Origin of the sequence: Parabacteroides sp. PFB2-10 (genome assembly GCF_029893085.1) — a bacterium.
In the GTDB taxonomy this organism is placed as follows: Bacteria; Bacteroidota; Bacteroidia; order Bacteroidales; family Tannerellaceae; genus QVMG01.
Genome location: NZ_JARXWI010000007.1, coordinates 109530 through 130961, shown reverse-complemented (window position 1 = coordinate 130961; position 21432 = coordinate 109530). Strand labels below are relative to the sequence as shown.

Below are 21432 nucleotides of genomic sequence, written 5' to 3'. Positions count from 1 at the left end.
AAATCCACGTAAAAGTATGAATAATTTTTATGGGAAAAGGCATTTTATGCCTATTCTTAACAGAAAAACACATCGCATTATGAAAATGACCATCGTGATGTTAACCTTTGCTTTGTTTCATGTGGCAGCTATGGAGAGTAACGCCCAGAGCGCGAAAGTGAACCTGAATGTCACGGATGCAAGTATCAAAGAGGTTCTCAGAGAAATCGAGAATGTAAGCGAATACACATTCTTCTACAACGACCAGGCATTGGATTTGGGAAGAAAAGTAAGTGTGAATGCCCGTGACAAAGAGATTACGGACATCATTTATGAAATTTTACCTAATTGTACGTACCGGATAGAAAACAAGAATATCATTCTTATCCCCATGTCTGATCAACCGGCTCGTCCTCAGCAGGGCAGATCTGTTTCCGGTGTTATTACCGATGAGGCAGGTGAACCATTGATTGGTGCTTCTGTCCAGGTGAAAGGAAAAGCCATAGGGACTGTGACCGATTATGAGGGTAAGTTTACACTGAATGTCGAGAACAAAGACATGTTGGAAGTATCCTATATCGGTTACATCACGCAGACGGTGGCTGTCGGAAACAAAACGACGTTTAACTTTGTACTGCTTGAAGATGTGATCGGCATGGAAGAGGTGGTCGTTATCGGTTACGGTACGATCAAAACCGCCGACGTTACCAGCTCGGTGGTTTCCGTGAAACCGGATAATTTTACACAAGGAAGCGTGCGTGACGTTGGTCAGTTGATTCAGGGGAAAGTGGCCGGGTTGATCATCAACACCACCAGTGGTAACCCCTCCGGTAGCTCCTCTATCCGTCTGAGAGGAAATACTACCTTAAATGGTACCAGCACCAATCCGTTGATTCTGATCGATGGTGTTCCAGGTGACTTTAATACGGTTTCACCCGAAGATATCGAATCGGTCGATGTATTGAAAGACGGATCGGCTGCGGCTATCTATGGTACACGCGGAACAAATGGTGTGATCATCATTACTACTAAAAGAGCGAATGCCGACGTGCGGAGCCGCTTGGATTATTCAGGATATATCAGTACGCAGGGGATCCGGAAAAAGACAGAAGTGCTTGACGCGGACGATTATCACAGACTGATATCGGAAGGTGTACTCGGCGCATCGCATGATTACGGCGGAAACACCAATTGGTTTGATGAAATATCAAGAACACCGCTGATCCACAATCATGATTTGACAATCAGAGGTGGAAGCCAGCAAACAAATTATTTAGCTTCTATTAATTACAACAATTCGGAAGGTATTTTTAAGAAATCATACCGTGAAAGATTCAGCATTCGTGGTGATATGAATCACAAAATGTTCGATGGCAAATTGTTGTTAAATCTTGGTATCGTATCGCGTAATGATAACTCCAGTTCTTTCAGTAGTGGCATCTATCGAATGGTCAATCAATACCATCCTACTATACCTCTGAAAGACGAGAATGGTAAGTGGTATGAAGCGGGTATATTTGAGGTTGAAAACCCTGTTTCCCGCATTATGGAACAGGATAATGACAGTCATTCCCAACTTACTCGTATCAACGGTACTATTACGTTTAAGCCTATTGATGGGTTGAATCTGCAGGCACTTGTCTCTTATTCTAAATACAATTCGCAAGGCGGTTCTTATGAAACCAGCAATCATATCTCAACCGTTCGGAACGGTCGAAATGGTGTTGCAAATCTTAATGCCAACCAAAGTATAGACAGGCTGGTGAACTTAACAGCTGAATACAAAAAAAGTATCAAAGATCATATCTTCACCCTGTTGGTAGGGTATAGCTATGAAGAGACCGATTATAGAAGTCAATCGATGAATAACTCTGATTTTGCAACAGATATATTTGGTCAGTATAATATCGGTTTGGCTGAAGCCGGCAAAAAAGGAACTACCTTCTGGGGTATGGGTAGCAGTAGGAGTCTGACTAACCTGATTGGTTTTTTTGGTCGTGTGAATTACAATTACAAGAATCGCTACCTGTTGATGGCCAGTTTGCGTCGTGAGGGTGCCAGTCAATTGTATGGTGCACAAAAACCATGGGGGACTTTCCCGGCTATTTCCGTTGGTTGGCGATTGAAGGAAGAATCATTCCTGAGAGATGTGTCATTTATTAATGACTTGAAACTGCGTGCAGGGTATGGTGTGACTGGAACACAGCCTAACAGTTCGTTCCTGGGTGTGGCGACATTCCGATACTCCGGAGCTGCTTTCATTGATGGAAAATGGATCCAAACACTCGTCCCCGGACGTAATCCGAACCCACACTTAAGATGGGAAGAAAAACATGAAACGAATGTTGGTGTCGACTTTGCTTTCCTGAGAGGGCGTTTGTCGGGTAGCGTTGACTACTATGTTCGGGTAATCGACGGATTGTTGTATGACTATACCGTACCGGTTCCTCCCAACTTGGTGAATACGACTCGTGCCAATGTGGGTGAAATGAAAAATGAAGGGGTGGAAGTATTGATCCGCACAATTCCGGTAAAAACTAAAGATCTGGAATGGAGTTCCGACCTGAATTTCTCTACCAATAAAAATAAATTGGTTACGCTTTCCAATGACCTGTATGAACCACAGAATTCGTATATCACCGCAGGTGATGCGCAGATACCTATCTATGGGCCTACCCATCGCTTGGATATTGGTGGCGAAATCGGTAATTTCTGGGGATATAAAGTGATTGATATTGACAACGACGGTAAATGGATTTATGAAAGTCCCGAAACAGGAGAAGCTGTGGCTTATGATGACTTCGCCAAGGTAGATGAAAATAAAATGATTTTAGGAAACGGACTTCCTAAGTTTTATTTAAGCTGGAACAATTCATTGCGTTATAAGAATTTCGACTTTGCCGTAACTATGCGTGGTGCTTTCGGATATGAGATCTTGAACTTCGAACGGATGTATTATGAAAATCCTAAAACACATTCACAGTACAACCGTTTGAAAACGGCATACGACCCGATATTCGGTAAGGCTGTGTTAAACAAAACTTTGGACTTAGAGTATAACTCCTACTATATTGAGAAGGGTGATCACTGGAAGATCGACAACATCACACTGGGGTATACATTCAACACCAAAAATTGGAAATACATCAACAGATTCAGAATCTATGCATCATCACTGAATACTTTTGTGTTCACCAAATACAAAGGTACCGACCCTGAAGTGAGTGCAAGTGGCCTTGCTCCCGGAAATGACAGCCGGGATAAATATCCGACGGTAAGAACGTTTACGTTTGGTCTTAATGTTACTTTTTAAATTTTAATACGGAAAGAATATGAAACTATATAAATGTAAAAATTGGCTGATACTCTTGTTGGTCGCAGTAGTAAGCGGCGGATGTACAGAATTGTACGATACAAGTTATAGTGAAATAATTGCGGATCAGTTTGAACCAACCGAAAAAGATATTCCTGCTCTTGTTGGTTCTGCTTACACGCAATTGCGTGCCTCTATGCTCGATTTTGATGGCGTTTGGCGTTATCAGGAAATTACTGCCGACCAGGTGGTTATTCCTGCCCGCCCTAATGGCTGGGTAGATGGAGGTTTGTACAAACGTGCTCACGAACATACCTGGACAGCAAGCGAAGGCTGGACTCGTGGTCTTTGGACACGTATATATCAAGGGATTACTAATTGTAACCGCTTGATCTATCAAATAGAATCCGGCTTCATCCCTATCAAGGATCAGGAACTCTACAAATCAATGATTGCCGAGTTTAGGGTAACACGTGCCTGTTATTATTATCTGTTGTGTGATCTTTTTGGAAACGTTCCTATTTCAACCAAGTTTGATATTCCGGATGGCTTCTTACCCGAGCAATCAACCAGAAAACAGGTCTATGACTTCATCTTGGCAGAAATCACCGAATCTCTTCCTTTGTTGTCAAGCAAGCGCAATCAGAGTACTTATGCACGCTTTAACGAATGGGCAGCCCGTACCTTGATGGCGAAAATGTATCTGAATGCAGAAGTCTACACCGGCACGGCAGAATGGGAAAAGTGTATTCAGCAATGTGATCTGATTATCAACTCGGGTGTTGGCTATCAATTGGAAACTAATCAGAAAAGTGTTTTTGTGGCTAAGAACGAGAACTCGCCTGAGATTATTCTGGGTCTGGCTGTGGATCCTAAATACACTACCGGATGGAATGCGTTCGACCACCATATGCAAACATTGCCCGCCGGTCTGCAGTATAAATACGACATCACCATGGAACCTTGGGGAGGTATGTGTGCTATTCCGCAGTTTATCGACACATTCGATCCGGATGATAAACGATACACAGACAACTTTATTTATGGGCCACAGTACACGAAAGGTGGGGCACCTATCTTAATTACAGTGGGAAGTGCAGAGTATAAAGGCAAGCAGATGGATTTTATCAATGAGGTAAATAGCATTGCTCAGTCGGAACAACACCAGGGTATTCGTTTTATCAAGTATGATATTGCTCCCAATACGTCCAACTGTCTGGAAAATGACTTTGTTCTTTTCCGTTATGCCGATGTATTGATGATGAAAGCCGAATGTCTTTTGCGTACAGGCAAAGCCGATGAGGCTGCTGCGATTGTGACTCAAGTACGTCAAAGAGCTTTCACTGGTGCCCCTGAAAAGGCTGTTGTTACAGGCGCGCAGCTTTTGGAAGGCAGTGTATACGATTATGGTGTAAGAGATAACCGGGAAACTCCGGCGAATACGTTTGAAGGTGGCGCTGACATACAATATGGTCGCTTCCTCGACGAATTGGCTTGGGAGTTCAATCAGGAAGGTCGTCGCCGTCAGGATTTGATCCGTTTTGGCATATTTTCAAAGAAGTCATGGTTCTCGCATTCTCCGAATGGTGATTACCGGGCACTTTTCCCAATTCCTCAAAGGGAAATGGATGCTAACGCGAATTTGAAACAGAATCCGGGTTATTAAAAGATAGAAAACACACAGATGCTTATGGCATCTGTGTGTTTTGTTAATTATTTTTTTGTTGATTTGTAATGTGTTTTTTGAACCACTCTCAGATAGAATAAAATAATCAATCTTTTAAAAAAACAATTATTATGTCATTCAAACAATTTGCGCTTATTCCTGTGATTATTGGTATCCTGGCTTTTGGTATCCAGGTGTTAGATCAACTGCTTTCTCCGGCTATGCCTCCGGCAGGAAATGTTGGATTTAGCTGGATTTGTTTTCAGTCTTGGGCTGTTTATTTCTTTTCCGGCTGTACACTGAAAGGCGGAATTAAAGCTTTTATCTCCTATGGATTGGGGATTATTGTTTCTATTTTGATTATTACATTGGGAGGTATTATGACACCGGCTTTAGGCTTTTTTGCTGTTCCCCTGGCTGTGGGAGTAGTAGCCTGCGCAGCCATTTTCCTGGAACGCAATGAATGGACCTCCTGCATTCCGGCTCTTTTTATCGGATCCGGAGCCTTTTTTGCTTTTATGAATTATATTCCCGGAGCAACATTTAGTATAGCCGCTTTCACCATTATGGTGTATTGTTTTGTCGGATTGTTTTTCGGCTTTATAACCATATTGCTTCGTTCCAAGTATGAAAAGAAAATAAAAGAATCAGAAAAATAACTATTTTTGTTTCTATTATTGCTCTTATGGACGTATTTTCAGCCCCGTATGGCATACAACCTTCGGTACGGACAGGAAATATACGCCATGGGATCATTTCCGGATATAAAGAAGGAGAAACCTTCCCTGCCGGGTAATAGGTTGGAAAAGTAATGAGTATAAACCAGATAATATATTGAGTCTAATAAAATATAAAAGTGAGAAAATGAAATTTTGCAGATTATTATTATTTTTTTTATTGTGCTCGGGGATGTTGAATGCCCAGGGCTATGAAAAAACATCTTCCGGAGTAAAAGCGACCGTTAATGGCACGGATGTAGAGATCCAATTCTACAACCCGTCCACTGTCCGGATAATGAAAGCACCCACCGGGTGGAGTTATAAAAAAGAAAGCTTGTCGGTGATCGAAAAACCGCAGGCGGTGGAATTAAAAGTTTCGCAATCCGGCCAGGCTGTTTGGATGAGGAGCCAGACTATGATCGTTGGTCTCAACCTGAAATCTGGTGAGATCATGTTCACAGATGCGAAAGGAAAAGATCTATTGAAAGAAAAAGGCGCTCCCAGATTCACCGACTTCAACGATGCCGGCGTGAAAACATTTAGTGTATATCAAGCTTTTCAGCTTGATGCCACGGAAGCTATTTACGGTCTTGGCCAGTTACAGAATGGGAAAATGTCGCAACGCGGCATCACCAAACGCCTTGTGCAAGGAAACGTAGAAGACGTTGTTACTTTCATCCAGTCGGTCAAGGGTTATGGCCTGTTCTGGGATAACTATTCTCCTACCGTTTTTGCGGATAATGCAGAAGGAACCTCTTTCAATTCAGAGGTGGGCGATTTGGTCGACTACTACTTTATGTATGGCGAAAATGCCGACGGCGTTATTGCTCAAATGCGCGCTCTTACCGGCGATGTGCCTATGTTCCCACTCTGGACCTATGGTTTCTTCCAAAGCAAAGAGCGCTATAAGAGTCAGGACGAGACAGTTGGTGTTGTTCGAAAGTATCGCGAATTGGGTGTTCCACTTGATGGTATCATCCAAGACTGGCAGTATTGGGGTAGCAACTACCTGTGGAATGCCATGGAGTTCTTGAATGAAGACTTCTCGAATCCTAAGAAAATGATGAGCGATATCCATGGCATGAATGCTAAAATGGTTATCTCGATTTGGTCTTCCTTCGGACCGCAAACCAAACAGTATCGGGCCATGGCACCGAAGAATATGTTGTTGGATATGGGCACCTGGCCACAGTCGGGACTCAGCAGCTGGCCGCCTAACAGGGAATACCCTTCAGGCGTGAAACCCTACGATGCCTATCACCCGGAAGCACGTGAGATCTATTGGGATCATTTGAATAAAGGGCTCTTCTCACTGGGTATGGACGGCTGGTGGATGGACTCAACAGAACCCGACCACCTGGACTATAAACCCGAAGATATGGATAATCAAACCTATTTAGGTTCATTCCGCAAAGTGCGCAATGCTTATCCATTGATGGCAGTGGGTGGAGTGTACGATCATCAGAGAGCCGTTTCTTCCGATAAGCGGGTATTTATATTGACTCGTTCGGCCTTTGCCGGTCAACAACGCTACGGTGCCAATACATGGACAGGTGACGTGCAGGCAACCTGGAAAGACCTGGCTCGTCAGGTAACAGCCGGCTTGAACTTCTCTCTTTGCGCTATTCCCCACTGGAACAGCGATATCGGTGGGTTCTTCTTGGGAAGCTATCCCCGGAAACTGCAAGACCTGGGATACCATGAACTATATGTTCGCTGGCTGCAATTCGGAACCTTTAATCCGATGATGCGTTCGCATGGTGCCGATGCTCCGCGTGAGATATGGCAATTCGGACAAAAAGGAGAGCGGATATACGATGCGATCGAGAAGTATATTAACCTGCGTTATAGCCTGTTGCCCTATATATATTCTGTTTCATGGGATGTGACTGCTAACCGTTCAAGTATGATGCGTGCGCTCGTTATGGATTTCAAAGACGACAGAAAGACATGGGATATTACCGATCAATATATGTTCGGTCAGTCATTGTTGGTTTGTCCTGTTGTGAACTCGATGTACACCAAGGAAACAGGAAACGGACGCAATGTCGTTAGAACAGCCGATTATTTCGAAGTAAAATCGCGAACTGTTTATTTGCCTAAGGGCACGCAATGGTATGACTTTTGGACAAACGAGAAGTTCTCAGGCGGAAAGACCATCGAACGTGAATCGCCGATAGATATTATTCCTTTGTATGTGAAAGCCGGTTCAATCATTCCGATGGGTCCCCAGGTGCAATATGCCACCGAAAAAGCATGGGATAACCTGGAATTAAGAGTTTATGCCGGAGAAAACGGAAGCTTTGTCCTTTACGAAGACGAATTTGATAATTACAACTACGAAAAGGGCGCTTACACCGAAATACCGATGACATGGCATAATGCGTCACGTACGTTGACTATTGAAGCTCGTAAAGGTTCCTACGAAGGTATGTTGCAAACAAGAAAATTCACTGTTCGCCTTCAGGATGGAACAACGAAGACTGTGGATTATGATGGACAAGAAGTGACTGTGAAGTTTTAATAATCCGCAATATTATGAGTAAAAACAACTGTAAATTTGGTTTAGCAATTTTGTTTTTTGTAGGGATCATGCCTTTTGTGCAGATTCACGCCCAGAGTCGCCCGGTGGTGCAGACCAGCTACACCGCCGACCCGGCACCGTTGGTACATAACGGAACGGTGTACCTGTACACCGGTCATGATGAAGATGAGGCTCCTCCGGGACAAAGTCGCTTCCTGATGAAAGAATGGTTGCTTTATAGCAGCACGGATATGGTCAACTGGACAGACCATGGTGCGGTGGCTTCCCTGAAAGATTTCGCTTGGGTGAAAAATCCGGAAAACGGAGCCTGGGCCTCTCAGTGTATTGAACATAAAGGCAAGTTTTACTTCTATTGCTCTACGCCGGGTGGCACGGGCATGGGGGTATTGGTGGCCGATTCTCCTTTCGGTCCCTTCAAAGATCCGATTGGCAAGCCATTGATTAAGAATAGTCACGAAGATATCGACCCATCCGTTTATGTCGACGACGACGGACAGGCTTATATCTATTGGGGAAATCCTAACCTTTGGTATGCGAAGCTGAACGATGACATGATCTCTATTTCCGGTGATATCATCAAAGACCCATTGGTACGGAAGACAAAGGGGCAACCCGATCCGTATCATTACCAGGAAGGTCCCTGGACCTATAAACGGGGTGACCACTATTATATGGCCTATGCCAGCACCTGTTGTCCTGAAGGTATAGGCTATGCTATGGGGCCGACCGCCATTGGTCCCTGGGAGTTTAAAGGATATATCATGCCGCCCGATCGCAGAGCGACAGGGAATCATCCGGGCATTATCGATTATAAAGGGAAAAGTTATGTGTTCGGGTTTAACTTCTGGTTGAATTTCCAAGTAACCGATAAGCACCACGAACGCCGTTCGGTTTGCGTTTCGGAGATAACGTACAATCCGGATGGCACCATACAGGAGCTTCCCTGGTGGGAAGAAGGCAAGCCTGTTGACCCGGTAGGGACACTGAATCCTTATAAGCGCACGGAAGCAGAAACCATTTCCTGGAGCGAAGGGCTTAAAACAAAGCGGAACACTCAAACCGGGATGTATGTGACTTCTGTTCATAACAACGATTATATCCGGCTGCAGGCCGTCGATTTCAAAAAGGGCGCCAAGTCTTTTGAAGTCAGTGCGGCTGCGGTGCGCGGAGGAAAAATAGAGATCCGCTTAGATGCTGTCGACGGTACATTGTTGGGAGTGTGTGATATAACCCAAAGCGGAAGTCAGGATGCCTGGAAAACCTTTACCACAAAAGTAAAAAAGGAAAAAGGCGTACACGATCTCTATTTTGTCTTTAAAGGAGGCGAAGGCGAATTATTTAATCTGGACTATTGGAAGTTTAAATGATTTATTGACTTTTTCCTGTTGATTTAAGAATAAGGGGCGTTGTTAAGCCCAATTTTATTGAAATAACTACCTCAAAAGCTCCTTGCCCAAACAGGCAAGGAGCTTTTTTTGTTAAAATACAAAGTGTAAGCAAAAGCCCTACTTTTCCTTACGATATGATACGTTAAAAAATGTTTCTCCCGGGAGTTTGCCAAAATACTCCTGCGTTTTTGCGCGCAAAGTCGGGCGGAAATTACAATTTGTTATTTGGCTATATCGGAGGTATAGGGTTAATTTAACTTTGGTTAACGCAAAAGAAAGGAGAGTAACCACTGTAAGGACAGAAAACAGAAGGGGAATATTCCGAATCGAGTAAAGAATAAATCAAGTTAATAAAAGAGTGAATAGAAATAATATTATCTTTTTTTTGTTGGGATATGAAAATTTGTATATTTTTGCGCCGTTAAGTGTATTTCTTATTTAAAAAAATATGAATTTATTATATTAAGATGAGTATTTTTTTACAGTATAGGGAAAATACCGAAGCTGAATTATTGTAAGAAAATGGCATGGATAGTTGTTTTTGTGTGAATAGAAGTGTGTTAATCGTTTTTCACGTTTTAGTTTAAGACTTACCCTAAACAACCAGGGAATAATAAATGAGAATTACTAAAAGAGTTGCTTTGTTTATCGGAGTAGGACTTGCCTGTATGTTTTATGCTGCGGGACAGTCTTCGCATTCTACCCGTCTGGATCTGTTTTCCGGCGTGGAGTTGAATTACCGAAACATACACCATAACAACCGGATCTACGATCTGTTGATCAATCTGACTCCGGGTCTTAAGTGGCATCTGAAAAACGACTGGATGGTAGCTGCCCAAGGTTATATCCCTGTCTACAATCAGTATGGCGATCACTATAAAAAGGTGCGTCTGAACATGGCGGTTCTTTCCAAGGAGGTCTATGGACACAATCAGTTTTTCAAATTTAGCGGTGGCTTGTTCAGCCATGAGCGTTATGGCTTAGATGTGAAATGGATGTTTCCTGCCACTTCCTGGTTGGCATTTGATGCGCAAGTAGGGCTGACTGGTTTCTGCTCTATGGCGGTTGACTGGGAAAGTAGTCGGATGGAAAGACTTACCGGCTGGTTGGGAACGAAAGTGTATCTGGAAAAATACAATACCGAATTCCGCTTGCGTGGAGGCCGCTATATCTATGAAGATTGGGGGGTGACGGGTGAATGTATGCGTCATTTCAAACATTGCACAGTGGGCTTGTATGCGCAATACAGCGATAAGGGCAAAGAGAATGGTGGTTTCAAAATCATTATGATGATCCCTCCCTACCGGCGAAAAACAAAAACAGTCAATTTCCGCCCGGCGTCTCATTTTCGTTTGACGAATAACTTCCAGGCGGATCCGTATATGATCAGAAGTTATCATACCGATCCGGAAGAAAATGAACGGGAAGGCTCTTTCAACCGCGAAAAACTGACATGGGGGAGCAACCGAATGGAGCCTGATTTCAAGGAAGGAGGTATGCCATGAAACGCATAATATGGGGTATATTATGTTGCTTTCTTTGTAGTCTGCATAGTCTGACGGCACAGCAATATACCGGTATGACCGGATTGATTCATACACCGTCGGCCGAAATGAACGAGGCAGGAACCGCCCGGATGGGTGCTCATTTCCTGAACGAAGCCTTTTCGCCGGCCGTATTGGATTATCCTACCGGATGCTATTACTTGAATATCACCCCTTTCTCCTGGATCGAACTGGCCTATACCTGCACGCTGATGAAAGGCGAAGCAGCGGCGGGCTACGAGCAGAAGGTGGGTTACACCCATCAGGATCGTTATTTTTCCATGAAATTGCGTCCCCTGAAAGAGGGAAAATGGTGGCCCGCTATCGCCCTTGGAACGAATGACCCGTATGGCACTACCGGAGCGACAAGGGGGAGCCTCTTTTTCTCCAATTTCTATGTAGCTGCCAGCAAGCACCTGCATTGGAAAGGACACGAATTGGCCGCTCACGTTTCATGGCGGGAATTCAGGAGAAGCTATAATGCCAAGTGGGAGGGGTTGACAGGAGGTATTACCTATCGGCCTGCATTCGCTTCGAACCTGCGATTAATCGTTGAGTATTCGGGAGACGATGTAAATCTTGGCGTAGACGTTTTGTTATGGAAACATTTTTTATTGCAAATTTCTCTCCAACAAGGAAAACATTTATCGGGGGGAGTTTGTTATCAATTAAATCTGTTCTAATATAATACTCACCAAATAAAAAAATGTGATGAAATTAATTGAAAAAGGAAAGTGGTTTTTATTTGTGGCAACTGTAGCTTTGTTTGCCACAGCATGTGACAAAGATGATCCCAATTATGATGATGTGACTCCTCCGGCAGTGGAGGTAACTCACAGTCTTAGCGGCCGTGTAACGGCTATGAGTGGAGATGGCCTGGTGGCTACAGTTACCATGGGTACAGAGACAAAAACAACAGCAGCCGACGGTACCTTCTTGTTTGAGAATGTAAAGGCAGGCACGTATGCGTTGAAAGCTGAAGCTACAGGGAAAAAATCAAAAGAAGGTAGTGTAACCATTTCCGGAGGAGAAAAAAGTGATAACCAGGTATGGAGTGTTACCCTGAACAATGTGGGAACATCCGTAAAGGTTAACGACGACGGTTCGGCTCAAGGAAGTGTCGTTTCTGAAACAACTAAAGGCAACGAAGCCGCTAAGGTAGATGTGGAAATTGAAGCTCCTGCAGGTGCTGTACCAGCCGGAAAAACAATCATTACCACTCCGCTTTATTCATTGCAGGATGTGACCAAAGCAACAGAGTCTGTTCTGTTGATCGGTACAGATCTTACTTGTTCTGATCCGGCTGTTACCCTGGCGAAGCCTATTCAGATGATCTATGACCTGGAGCCGGAAGTGGCTGCAGCCGTTAAGGTGCAGAAACAGGTTGGAGGCCAATGGGTAGCTGCTGCTTTTTCTGTAGACGGTGGTAAAGTGACGGTAACTGTTGATCAGTTCACCTCTTATATTGTGTTTTTCGATGTAGACATAACCTCTTCTACCTCTTCAGAACCTTTGTCTTTCAGTCCAAACAACTGGGATAACCTGTTTGGAAGTAAAGAGATGGCAGTTGCCACAACCTCTTACAGCTTTAAGATCGGGACTGAAATCTCCTCTACATCTGCTGCAAACCGGACTACTGCTTATCTGAAAGAGATTCTGGCACGCCGCGCTGGCGCCGGTTATATGACTGCTACGGGTCATTATAACATGAATGTTACTCTGCCGATAGGAACTGCTTTGACAGTAAGCGGACAGCAATCTGTTCGGACCCTGAAAGCTTCAGCTTTGGGACAAAGTGCTTCTGGTAAGCAATATGGAAATGTAACGGTTAGCGCAAATACATACAATCGCAACCATACCGGAGGAAGCAACTAAGCGAAAGACTATACATCAGTAGCGCTGACGAAGCCTACTCTTTACTATAAGAATTCCCTTGTTTATCTATATCTTACATCATTGAATGTAAGAAAAGGTAAACAAGGGGATTCTTTTTTACCAAAGCCTTAATTGGGTTTTATTCTTTCACCTCCATCTCCATAATATAATCATTCATATAATAGCCGTTGCCGATGTGATGGTCGCGGGTGTCGGCGATGTGGAATCCCAAGTGCTCGTAGAAGCCGATGGCCGGGTTCTCGCGGTTGACGTAAAGCATGACTTTGAAGGGAGTAGGGAGGAAGCCTCTCAGGTAGGCGATGCCCTGTTCGATCATATAGCGGCCCACGCCTGTGCCCTGCGTTTGGGGGAGCGCATATATCTTTTGGAAGATGTATGTGTCGGGCTCTTTTTGCTCCAAAGAGAAATAGGCGCAAGGCTCATCGTCGGCATATACGATGAAGTAGGTATGCCCCAGTTCGGTCATTTGTTTTGTGATACTTTCCGGGGCATACATAGCGTCGAACATGTATTCAAGTTGTTCGGGGGTGAGTATACTTCCGTATGTGGCTCCCCATACCTGGGAGGCCAGACGGTTAATTAAAAGATTGTCTTTTATTTCGGCAGTACGGATTGAGAACATGATTGTGATGATTTTGACCAACAAAAGTAGGAATAATTACGAGGATAATATATGAAAACGTTTAACTTTGTAGGCATTTCGCTTGCCTTAAAGCGTCATAGATGAAGAATACACAAATTAAAATAGATTCGAAATGGATACAAAGATTCAGGAACTGACCGAAAAAATCTACCGTGAAGGTGTTGAAAAGGGTAATGAAGAAGCAAAACGTATTGTAGACGATGCGAATGCGCAGAAAGCGGCTATTCTCAAGGAAGCGAATGAAGAAGCAAAGCGTATTGTGGGAGAGGCGGAAAAGAAATCCGCCGAATTAAAAAAGAATACCGAAGCGGAGTTGAAGCTGTTTGCCAATCAGGCTGTAGAGGCTTTGAAGAGTGAGGTGACCAATCTGATCACCGGCGAGATTACCCAGGCAAACGTGAAAGCTGCCGTGACCGACACAGGATTTATGCAGAAAGTAATTCTGGAGATGACCCGCGAATGGGTGAAGACCGGAGACCTGACGATTCAAACGGCGGAAGCCAAAGAATTGACTGCCTATTTCGAATCGAACGCCAAAGAATTATTGAACAAACAGGTAAAAATAGAAAAGGTAAGCGGGAAACCCGCCTCTTTCACGATCCTTCCGGCAGACGGATCCTACAAGGTGACTTTCGGCGAGGAGGAGTTTGTTACTTTCTTTAAAGAATTCTTACGCCCGCAACTGATTGAAATGCTGTTCTGATTATGAGTAAATATTATTACTTAATAGCAGGATTGCCCAATATTTCATTAGACGATCATAAAGTTCCTTTCACTGTCGACGAGTTTTATGCGGAGATAAAAGGGATGTTGTCGGCTGGTGACGCAAAGTTGGTGAGTCTGTTTTTCCTGAAGTTCGACAACAACAACCTTCTTAATTTTCTGTTACATCCGGAAAAGGAGTGGGACGAGAGAGGGCGTTTCTCCAAATCGGAATACAAGGAGGTGTTGGATGCGATTGCTGAAGAGGAAAAGATTCCGGCCAATCCATTGCCTTCGTATATGATCTCCCTTTTGGAAACCTATCAGGCAGAACATGAGAAAGGAACGGAAGAATCCAAAAACATATCCTGGGAAGACCGTCTGGCCGGCTTGTATTATGAGTATGCTATGAAAAACAGCAACTCGTTCGTAGCCGACTGGTATGAATTGAACCTCAATATAAATAATGTACTGACAGCAATCACGGCCCGAAAATTCGATTTGGATAAGGCGCGCTATATTGTTGGTAATAATGAGATCGCGGAGACCCTGCGTACCTCGAACGCACGTGATTTTGGTTTGGGCGACTCGGTAGAGTATCTGCCCCAGTTGCAGCGCATAACGGAAGAGTCCGACCTGTTACTTCGTGAGAAAAAGCTGGATCAGCTGAAGTGGGAGTGGCTCGAAGAACAGATTTTCTTTAAGACATTTGATATTGAAACGGTAATAGCCTATTTGTTGAAACTGGAGATGATGGAGCGCTGGACTTCACTCGATAAGGCAAAAGGCGAGAAAACCTTCCGTGACCTGGTAGGCACGATGAAGAAAGGAAGTGATAGTGCATTGGAAGAATTTAAAAGAAACAATACAAAATAAATTATGGCTACGAAAGGAATAGTAAAAGGAATCGTATCCAACCTGGTGACAGTCGAGGTCGAGGGTCCGGTTTCCCAGAATGAAATTTGTTACATTTCCGTCGACGGTGTGAAGCTGATGTCGGAGGTGATCAAAGTGATCGGTAATAATGCTTTCGTTCAGGTGTTTGAAAGCACGCGTGGAATGCGTGTAGGCGATGAGGCTGAGTTTGAAGGCCACATGCTTGAGGTAACACTTGGGCCGGGTATGCTTTCCCGCAACTACGACGGGTTGCAGAACGACCTGGACAAGATGGACGGCGTGTTCCTGAAGCGCGGGGATTATACCTACGCGTTGGATGACGACAAGAAGTGGGTGTTTAAACCGATTGCCCAGGCAGGCGACAAGGTGGTTGCCGGCGATTGGCTGGGCGAAGTGGACGAGAACTTCCAACCACACAAGATTATGGTACCTTTTGTTTTTGAAGGAACCTATACGGTGAAGAGTGTGGTAGCGGAAGGCGAATACACAGTTGTTGATACGATTGCCGTATTGACCAACGAACAAGGAGAAGATATTAAAGTAAATATGATACAGCGGTGGCCGGTGAAAAAGGCGGTTGGCTGCTACAAAGAGAAACCGCGTCCTTTCAAACTGTTGGAAACAGGCGTGCGTACGATGGATACCTTGAACCCGATTGTGGAAGGTGGTACGGGATTTATTCCCGGTCCTTTCGGAACAGGAAAGACGGTGTTGCAGCATGCTATCTCTAAACAGGCGGAAGCGGATATCGTGATTATCGCGGCCTGTGGTGAGCGTGCGAATGAGGTGGTAGAGATCTTTGCCGAATTCCCTCACCTGACCGACCCGCATACCGGGCGTAAATTGATGGAACGTACGATCATTATCGCTAATACCTCGAACATGCCGGTGGCGGCTCGTGAGGCATCTGTGTACACGGCTATGACCATTGCGGAATATTACCGCAGTATGGGATTGAAGGTGCTCCTGATGGCTGACTCTACTTCCCGTTGGGCACAGGCGTTGCGTGAGATGTCGAACCGTTTGGAAGAGCTTCCCGGACCGGATGCTTTCCCGATGGACCTCTCGGCCATTGTGGCCAACTTCTATGCGCGTGCCGGTTATGTGGAACTGAATAACGGTAAGTCTGGTTCTGTAACCTTTATCGGTACGGTATCACCGGCCGGGGGTAACCTGAAAGAACCGGTAACAGAAAATACCAAGAAGGTAGCGCGTTGCTTCTATGCCTTGGAACAGGATCGTGCGGACAAGAAACGTTATCCGGCGGTGAACCCAATTGATAGCTACTCCAAATACCTGGAGTATCCAGAATTCCAGGAATACATTGCCAACCATATCTCGCCCGAATGGATCGATAAGGTGAACGAGGTGAAAACACGTATGTTGCGTGGTAAAGAAATCTCGGAACAGATCAATATCCTGGGTGACGACGGGGTGCCGGTGGAATACCATGAGGTGTTCTGGAAATCGGAACTGATCGACTTTGTGATCCTGCAACAGGATGCTTTCGACGAGATCGACTCGGTGACATCGCTGGATCGTCAGGAATATATGCTGGATAAGGTGGTGAAGATATGTAATACGGACTTCCATTTTGATAACTTCAATGATGTGTCTGATTACTTCAAGAAGATGATCAACATCCTGAAGCAGATGAACTATTCCGAATACAAGAGTGATAAGTTTGAGACGTTTAACCAGGAGCTTGAGAGCCTGCTTGAGCAAAGAAGCGACAAATAATTGTAGACTATGGCAACAAAAGCATTTCAAAAGATATTTACAAAGATTACCCAGATTACAAAAGCGACCTGTTCGTTGAAGGCAACAGGCGTTGGGTATGATGAGTTGGCTTCGGTAGACGGTAAGCTGGCGCAGGTGGTAAAGATTATGGGCGATGAGGTAACCCTGCAGGTGTTCTCGGGAACGGAAGGCATCCGGACGAATGCCGAAGTGGTATTTATGGGCAAGGCGCCGACGTTGAAAGTGGGCGACCAATTGGCCGGACGCTTCTTTAACGCCTATGGCGATCCGATCGATGGCGGACCTATTCCGGAAGGACGTGAGGTCGAAATCGGTGGTCCGTCGGTGAATCCGGTGCGTCGCGAGCAACCTTCGGAACTGATCGCTACGGGTATTGCCGGTATCGACCTGAACAATACATTGGTGACCGGACAGAAGATCCCGTTCTTTGCCGACCCGGACCAACCGTTCAACCAGGTCATGGCGATGGTAGCCCTGCGTGCCCAGTCGGATAAGATTATCCTGGGTGGTATGGGTATGACCAACGACGACTACCTGTTCTTTAAGAATACATTTAGCAACGCGGGTGCATTAGACCGTATTGTGAGTTTTATTAATACGACGGAAGACCCTTCTGTGGAACGTATCTTAGTGCCTGATATGGCACTGACGGCCGCAGAGTATTTTGCTGTAGAAAAGAATGAGAAGGTGTTGGTATTGCTTACCGACATGACCAACTATGCGGATGCCTTGGCAATTGTGTCAAACCGTATGGATCAGATCCCTTCCAAAGACTCTATGCCGGGTTCTTTGTATTCCGACCTGGCGAAGATCTACGAAAAGGCGGTTCAGTTCCCTGATGGTGGTTCTATTACGATCATTGCGGTAACGACACTTTCCGGAGGAGATATCACACACGCTGTGCCTGACAATACCGGATATATCACGGAAGGTCAGCTCTATCTGCGTCGTGACAGCGATATCGGTAAGGTTATCGTCGACCCGTTCCGAAGCTTGTCGCGTTTGAAACAGTTGGTGACCGGTAAGAAAACACGCGAAGACCATCCGCAGGTGATGAACGCGGCGGTGCGTCTGTATGCCGATGCGGCTAATGCGAAGACGAAGATGGAGAACGGTTTCGACCTGACAGACTACGACAACCGTACGCTTGCTTTCGCGAAAGATTACTCAGACAAACTGTTGGCTATCGACGTAAACCTCGATACCACCGAGATGTTGGATGTGGCCTGGAATCTTTTCGGCGAATACTTCAAGCCGGCAGAGGTGAATATCAAACAGGAACTGGTGGATAAGTACTGGAAATAATTGAGAATTGAAAATTGATAATGGATAATTTCTGTTCATTGTCAATCGTATCAATTATCCATTATCAATTAATAATTAGAAAAAGTGGCAATAAAGTTTCAATATAATAAAACATCGCTTCAGCAATTGGAGAAGAACCTCAAGATGCGGGAACGTTCGCTGCCTACGATTAAGAGTAAGGAGAGCGCGTTGCGTGTCGAGGTGAAACGTACCAAGGACGAAGCGAAGAAGTTGGAACTTCAGCTTGAAAACGAAATAATGAGCTATCGCAGCATGGTCGCTCTTTGGAATGAGTTCACACCGGAACTGATCCGGGTGAAAGATGTGCATCTTTCTTCCCGTAAGTTTGCCGGCGTCATGGTTCCATTGCTTGACGACATCGAGTTTGAGGTATGCCCATATAGCCTTTTCAATGCTCCGTCGTGGTATACGGAAGGTATCGAGTTGCTGAAGCAACTGGCACGTACCGGTATAGAAGCGGAGTTTGCAGGCATGAAGCTGGAGTTGTTGGAGCATGCCCGGAAGAAAACCACTCAGAAGGTGAATCTTTTTGAGAAGGTACAGATCCCGGGATATAAAGATGCGATCCGTAAAGTGAAGCGTTATATGGAAGACGAGGAGAGTCTTTCCAAGGCGTCACAAAAGATCATGCGTACCAATCTGGAGAAACGAAAAGAAAAAGAGGAGGAGGCATCATGATTATACCGATGAAGAAATATGCCTTTATGGTGTATCATAAGGAATACAAGCAATTCCTTTCCACTTTGCGCGACTTGGGTGTCGTACACATCAAGGAAACAAAATCGATCAGTGATTTTGAGGACTTGCAACAGATGATCGCGGAGCGCAAGCGGGTAACGACTCTTCTGAAGGAGTTCAAGAAACAGCATAATGAGCAACAGCCATTAGCCCCTGCCCGTGACTTGGATAAAGAGGAGGGTATGGCTTTGGTTCAGTCGATCGAAGAGCTTCAGGAGGAGCGTTCCAAATTGTCTGCCCGCAAGCAGGCTGTCTTGAAAGACCTCGATTATATGGATATCTGGGGCGACTTCGACATGAAGCAGATCAAACAGTTGAAGAAGGAGGGATATGAACTGAACTTTTTTACCTGTCCGACCTCGAAATATGAACCGGTTTGGGGAAAAGAATACAATGCCTTTCTGGTGAATAACTTCCAGTCGGTGACCTATTTCGTGACGGTGACCAAGACCGGAACGGAGATCGATATCGACGCGGAACGTCCGAAGATGTCGGAATTGGGTCTGAGCCAGTTGCGGGAGAAGGTGAAAGAACTGAACGACTCGGTTCGTGCCTGTGATGAGCGCCTGCAAACTATGGCCGTTGAAGAGTATAACACCCTGCTTGAATTAGACAAACACCTGCAAAACGAATTCAACCTGGCCAACGCGGTCGTGCAAACCGACCGTCAGGCGGGCGACAAACTGATGTTCCTCGAAGGATGGGTGACCACTGACAAAGCCTCGGATATGGAAGAGGCGTTGGATAAGGAGGCCTTCTTCTATCAGGAATTGGAAATACAGGATGACGATAAGATACCTATCAAATTGAAGAACAACAGCTATTCGAAACTGTTCGAACCGATCACGGAGATGTACTCCCTACCTAACTATAAGGAGTTCGACCCGACGCCTTTCGTGGCTCCCTTCTTTATGTTGTTCTTCGGACTTTGCTTTGGCGACGGTGGCTACGGATTATTGATCCTGTTGATTTGTACTATCCTCAAACGGAAAGCGAATGCGGGCGTTAAGCCTTTCCTGACCCTGTTCCAGTGGTTGGGTGCGATGACCGTTGTGGTGGGTGCGTTGACCGGTTCGTTCTTTGGCATCGCCCTGGTCGATATACCGCAGTTTGCCGCCGTGAAGGATTACTTCCTGAGCAGTGATAACCTGATGACCCTCTCAATCGTGATCGGTATTATACATATCATATATGCCAAGGCGATCGGTGCTTATAAGACAAAGATACAGAGAGGCCTTAAGTATAGCCTGGCTCCCTTTGCCTGGGTGTTTGTGATTGCGGCGTTGGCCTGTGTGTTCGGGCTTCCGATGCTGGATATTCAGTTGCCACAACCGCTTACCTACGTGTTGTATGGCGTGGCTATCGTATGCCTTGCTGTCGCGTTGTTGTATAATACCCCTGGCAAGAACATTTTCCTGAACTTCGGCTCCGGCTTGTGGAACACCTATAATATGGTCTTCGGCCTGTTGGGTGATGTGTTGTCCTATATCCGTTTGTTTGCCGTAGGTCTGACGGGTTCGATCCTGGGTGGTGTGTTCAACTCGCTGGCGGTCTCTATGACGGAAAGCCTGCCGGGTGTAGCCCAGTTCATTGTGATGCTGCTTATCTTATTGGTGGGACATGCCTTGAACTTCGGACTTTGTATGATCAGTTCGCTGGTACACCCCATACGTCTGGTCTTTGTTGAATATTATAAGAACTCAGAATTTGAAGGCGGAGGAAAAGCCTATCTGCCTTTTAAGAAAGCGTAAGAAAAGAACAATATTAATACAATAAATAATTTAAAACAATTTAGTTATGGAACCAGTTTTATTAGCTTACATTGGAATCGGCCTGATGACAGGACTATCATTTATCGGTAGTGCTTACGGGGTAACAATTTGTGGTAACGCCGTAGTTGGAGCAATGAAGAAAAACCCGGATGCAATGGGTACCTATATCGCCCTGAGTGCTTTGCCGAGTTCACAGGGGTTGTATGGCTTTGTGGCCTATTTCATGTTGCAGAAATTCTTAATTCCTGAAATCTCTATGTTCAACGCCTGTGCTATCCTGGGTGTTGGCGCGATGATGGGATTTGCCGGATTCTTCTCTTCTGTTCGCCAGGGACAGGTTTGTGCCAATGGTATTCAGGCGGTAGGTGCCGGTCACAATGTGTTCAGCGCCACGATGGTGATGGCCGTATTCCCGGAATTGTATGCGATCCTCGCGTTGTTGGTGGTTATCCTGGTAGGAGGTACATTACCTCTCTAATCCCGGATAGATCATAAAATAAGATATGAAGGAAAGGTGAGTCTGTAAAGGCTCACCTTTTTTGA

General features: G+C 45.1%; 16 protein-coding genes. 15 read left to right on the top strand and 1 reads right to left on the bottom strand.

Annotated features, from left to right (window positions below):
• Nucleotides 1–79 precede the first annotated feature (79 nt).
• The 8 genes from M2137_RS08220 (at nt 80) to M2137_RS08185 (ending at nt 13029) form a co-directional block, all read left to right on the top strand.
• The gene (locus tag M2137_RS08220) at nt 80–3292 is read left to right on the top strand and encodes a TonB-dependent receptor (RefSeq protein ID WP_280765965.1); all 3213 of its coding nucleotides are present in this window, start codon (nt 80–82) and stop codon (nt 3290–3292) included.
• A 19-nt stretch (nt 3293–3311) separates the two neighbouring features.
• The gene (locus tag M2137_RS08215; RefSeq protein ID WP_280765964.1) at nt 3312–4958 is read left to right on the top strand and encodes a RagB/SusD family nutrient uptake outer membrane protein; all 1647 of its coding nucleotides are present in this window, start codon (nt 3312–3314) and stop codon (nt 4956–4958) included.
• A 131-nt stretch (nt 4959–5089) separates the two neighbouring features.
• Nucleotides 5090–5617: a DUF1097 domain-containing protein gene (locus M2137_RS08210; RefSeq protein ID WP_280765963.1), complete on the top strand. Its 528-nt coding sequence runs from the start codon at nt 5090–5092 to the stop codon at nt 5615–5617.
• Between the two features lie 205 nt (nt 5618–5822).
• Nucleotides 5823–8201: a TIM-barrel domain-containing protein gene (locus tag M2137_RS08205; protein WP_280765962.1), complete on the top strand. Its 2379-nt coding sequence runs from the start codon at nt 5823–5825 to the stop codon at nt 8199–8201.
• 68 nt (nt 8202–8269) lie between these two features.
• The gene (locus M2137_RS08200) at nt 8270–9589 is read left to right on the top strand and encodes a glycoside hydrolase family 43 protein (protein ID WP_280766028.1); all 1320 of its coding nucleotides are present in this window, start codon (nt 8270–8272) and stop codon (nt 9587–9589) included.
• A 638-nt stretch (nt 9590–10227) separates the two neighbouring features.
• Nucleotides 10228–11115: a YjbH domain-containing protein gene (locus tag M2137_RS08195; RefSeq protein ID WP_280765961.1), complete on the top strand. Its 888-nt coding sequence runs from the start codon at nt 10228–10230 to the stop codon at nt 11113–11115.
• On the top strand, nt 11112–11837 hold the full coding sequence (locus tag M2137_RS08190; RefSeq protein WP_280765960.1) for a YjbH domain-containing protein: 726 nt from the start codon (nt 11112–11114) through the stop codon (nt 11835–11837). The genes M2137_RS08195 and M2137_RS08190 overlap by 4 nt, the downstream gene beginning before the upstream one ends.
• A 28-nt stretch (nt 11838–11865) precedes the next feature.
• Entirely contained in the window at nt 11866–13029 is a 1164-nt protein-coding gene (locus M2137_RS08185; protein WP_280765959.1) for a carboxypeptidase-like regulatory domain-containing protein, read from the top strand.
• A 139-nt stretch (nt 13030–13168) separates the two neighbouring features.
• On the opposite strand, the gene M2137_RS08180 is transcribed toward M2137_RS08185, so the two are convergent.
• Entirely contained in the window at nt 13169–13672 is a 504-nt protein-coding gene (locus M2137_RS08180; protein WP_280765958.1) for a GNAT family N-acetyltransferase, read from the bottom strand.
• Between the two features lie 133 nt (nt 13673–13805).
• Between M2137_RS08180 and M2137_RS08175 the strand changes: the two genes are divergently transcribed.
• From M2137_RS08175 to M2137_RS08145, 7 genes are all read left to right on the top strand, one after another.
• Nucleotides 13806–14396: a hypothetical protein gene (locus tag M2137_RS08175; protein WP_280765957.1), complete on the top strand. Its 591-nt coding sequence runs from the start codon at nt 13806–13808 to the stop codon at nt 14394–14396.
• Nucleotides 14397–14398: 2 nt separating this feature from the next.
• The gene (locus tag M2137_RS08170; protein WP_280765956.1) at nt 14399–15271 is read left to right on the top strand and encodes a DUF2764 family protein; all 873 of its coding nucleotides are present in this window, start codon (nt 14399–14401) and stop codon (nt 15269–15271) included.
• Between the two features lie 3 nt (nt 15272–15274).
• Complete coding sequence (locus M2137_RS08165) at nt 15275–17032, top strand: V-type ATP synthase subunit A (RefSeq protein ID WP_280765955.1); 1758 nt, start codon at nt 15275–15277, stop codon at nt 17030–17032.
• A gap of 9 nt (nt 17033–17041) precedes the next feature.
• The gene (locus tag M2137_RS08160) at nt 17042–18358 is read left to right on the top strand and encodes a V-type ATP synthase subunit B (RefSeq protein WP_280765954.1); all 1317 of its coding nucleotides are present in this window, start codon (nt 17042–17044) and stop codon (nt 18356–18358) included.
• Between the two features lie 84 nt (nt 18359–18442).
• Nucleotides 18443–19057, top strand: coding sequence for a V-type ATP synthase subunit D (locus M2137_RS08155; protein ID WP_280765953.1), 615 nt, complete (start codon nt 18443–18445; stop codon nt 19055–19057).
• Entirely contained in the window at nt 19054–20868 is a 1815-nt protein-coding gene (locus M2137_RS08150; protein WP_280765952.1) for a V-type ATPase 116kDa subunit family protein, read from the top strand. Before M2137_RS08155 ends, M2137_RS08150 begins: the two co-directional genes overlap by 4 nt.
• Before the next feature lie 46 nt (nt 20869–20914).
• Nucleotides 20915–21367: an ATPase gene (locus tag M2137_RS08145; RefSeq protein WP_280750481.1), complete on the top strand. Its 453-nt coding sequence runs from the start codon at nt 20915–20917 to the stop codon at nt 21365–21367.
• Nucleotides 21368–21432: the final 65 nt, after the last annotated feature.